The sequence below is a fragment of the Acerihabitans sp. genome (assembly GCF_036398755.1).
GTDB lineage: Bacteria > Pseudomonadota > Gammaproteobacteria > Enterobacterales > Enterobacteriaceae > Acerihabitans.
In genome coordinates, this window is the sequence record NZ_DASWOM010000150.1 from 1 (window position 1) to 2404 (window position 2404).

The window sequence follows — 2404 nt, forward strand, 5'->3', positions numbered from 1 at the left end:
CGGCGCTGTTCAAACTGACGGTCGCTAACAACGTACATAACTTTGTTGAGCACCGCTATGCATTGTTGGAATTGGCGCTCTTAGGCCAAGGGCAAGACGACCTATCAGAATCGGACCAGCAATAGCTGACGAACTAAACAATTCAGCCCATTACCTTTTTTCATCACCTGCAAGGGTGAGGGCTTGTTTGTTCGTTTTAAATCCAATTTGAGCCGGTTCACACTTTTGATGAAAATGAATGAATGTTTTCACGACGAGGTATGTAGACTGGCCGCCATGATGAAATGAGGCACGTGTACATGTCTGAAGTTGAAACCAAAGCAGAAATCAATTTTGCCGATCTGGGGCTTTCCGCTCCCATCCTTAACGCCCTGACCGACCTGGGTTATGAAAAACCATCGCCGATCCAGTTAGAATGTATTCCGCAACTGCTTGCGGGACGCGACGTTTTGGGTATGGCGCAAACCGGGAGCGGTAAGACCGCCGCGTTTGCCCTGCCTTTATTGCACAATATCAATGCCGAACTGGCCGTTCCCCAGGTGCTGGTTCTGGCGCCGACCCGTGAGCTGGCGGTACAGGTCGCGGAAGCGATTTCCGATTTTGCCAAGCACATGAAAGGCATCAACGTGGTGGCGCTTTACGGCGGCCAGCGTTATGACGTTCAGCTGCGCGCCCTGCGCCAGGGTCCGCAGGTAGTGGTGGGCACCCCCGGCCGTTTGCTCGACCATTTGAAACGCGGCACCCTCGACCTGTCCAAATTAAGCGGACTGGTGCTGGACGAAGCTGATGAAATGCTGCGCATGGGCTTTATCGAAGACGTCGAAACCATTATGGCGCAGATTCCGGCCAAGCATCAGACCGCGTTATTTTCGGCCACCATGCCGGAAGCGATTCGCCGCATCACGCGTCGTTTCATGAACGATCCGCAGGAAGTGCGCATCCAGTCAAGCGTGACCACCCGCCCCGACATCAGCCAGAGCTATTGGACGGTGCAGGGTATGCGCAAGAACGAAGCGCTGGTCCGTTTCCTGGAAGCGGAAGACTTTGACGCCGCCATCATCTTCGTGCGCACCAAGAATGCCACGCTTGAAGTGGCGGAAGCACTGGAACACAGCGGCTACAACAGCGCGGCGCTGAACGGCGATATGAACCAGGCGCTGCGCGAGCAAACCCTGGATCGGCTGAAGGACGGCCGCCTGGATATCCTGATTGCCACCGATGTGGCGGCGCGCGGCCTGGATGTTGATCGCATCAGCCTGGTCGTTAACTACGATATCCCGATGGATTCAGAATCCTACGTCCACCGTATCGGCCGTACCGGTCGTGCCGGCCGTGCCGGCCGCGCGCTGCTGTTTGTTGAAAACCGCGAGCGCCGCCTGCTGCGTAATATCGAACGCATCATGAAGCTGACCATTCCGGAAGTGGAAATCCCGACCGGCGAGGTGCTGAGCCAGCGTCGTTTGGCGAAATTTGCCGCCAAGGTCCAGGCGCAGCTGGAAAGCAGCGATCTGGATATGTACCGTGCGCTGCTGGCTAAACTACAGCCGGCGGAAGAACTGGATATGGAAACGCTGGCCGCGGCCTTGCTGAAAATGGCCCAGGGCGATCGTCCGCTGATCCTGCCGCCGGACCCGGTTATCAACCGTCGTGCGCGCAGCGAGTTCCGCGATCGTGACGAGCGTCGTCCCGAAGGCGCCGACCGTGGCGCGGATCGCGGCGGTGAACGTCCGGCTCGTCGTGAACGTCGCGATGTCGGCGAAATGGATTTGTACCGTATCGAAGTGGGCCGCGATGACGGCGTTGAAGTCCGTCATATCGTGGGCGCCATCGCCAACGAAGGCGATATCAGCAGCCGTTATATCGGCAACATCAAACTGTTCGCTTCCCACTCCACCATTGAGCTGCCGAAAGGCATGCCGGGCGATATGCTGTCGCATTTCACCCGTACGCGCATCCTGAACAAACCGATGAACATGCAGTTTGTCGGCGAAGCAGTGGCGGCGCCGCGCGGTGAACGCCGTGGCGGCCCCGCCGGCGCAGGCGCGCCGCGTGGTGGATTTAGCGAACGTCGCGAAGGCGGCAACGGCGCTCCCGCCGGTCGTCGCAGCTTCAGCGGCAGCCGTGAAGGCGGCGCTCCCGCCGAACGACGTTTCAGCGGCAGCCGTGACGGTCAACGTGGACCGCGTCGCGAAGGCGATGCCGCCGCCGCGCCGACCACCCGTCGCCGCGATGCCTAATCGCTGAACGATAAAAAAACCCGCCGCGGCGCTGAGGGATCCCCACTAAATCAGCGCTAATAAACCAGCACCATACTTCGGTAGGTTTTGGCGAGGTGATTAAGAACAGCATCCAGTGCCGTTCGCTTTAAAATTAGCGGAGAGTGTCGCAAGACATTTTCCGCTAA

2 protein-coding genes and 1 pseudogene are annotated in these 2404 nt (G+C 58.5%); all 3 read left to right on the plus strand.

Translation table 11 applies throughout. The annotated features are described in order from the left end of the window. Positions 1 to 125, plus strand: a pseudogene (locus VGC33_RS23190) (lipoprotein NlpI); the annotation flags it as partial. A 103-nt stretch (positions 126 to 228) separates the two neighbouring features. After that, the gene (gene yrbN / locus VGC33_RS23365) at positions 229 to 288 is read left to right on the plus strand and encodes a protein YrbN (protein WP_524535660.1); all 60 of its coding nucleotides are present in this window, start codon (positions 229 to 231) and stop codon (positions 286 to 288) included. A gap of 11 nt (positions 289 to 299) precedes the next feature. Further along, a complete protein-coding gene (locus VGC33_RS23195; RefSeq protein ID WP_331123125.1) occupies positions 300 to 2237 on the plus strand; it encodes a DEAD/DEAH family ATP-dependent RNA helicase in 1938 nt (645 codons plus the stop codon). Positions 2238 to 2404 lie beyond the last annotated feature (167 nt).

Bases quoted from the DNA above. Each gene is read 5' to 3' on its own strand.
- VGC33_RS23195 (WP_331123125.1), top strand. From the start codon at position 300: ATGTCTGAAGTTGAAACCAAAGCAGAAATCAATTTTGCCGATCTGGGG.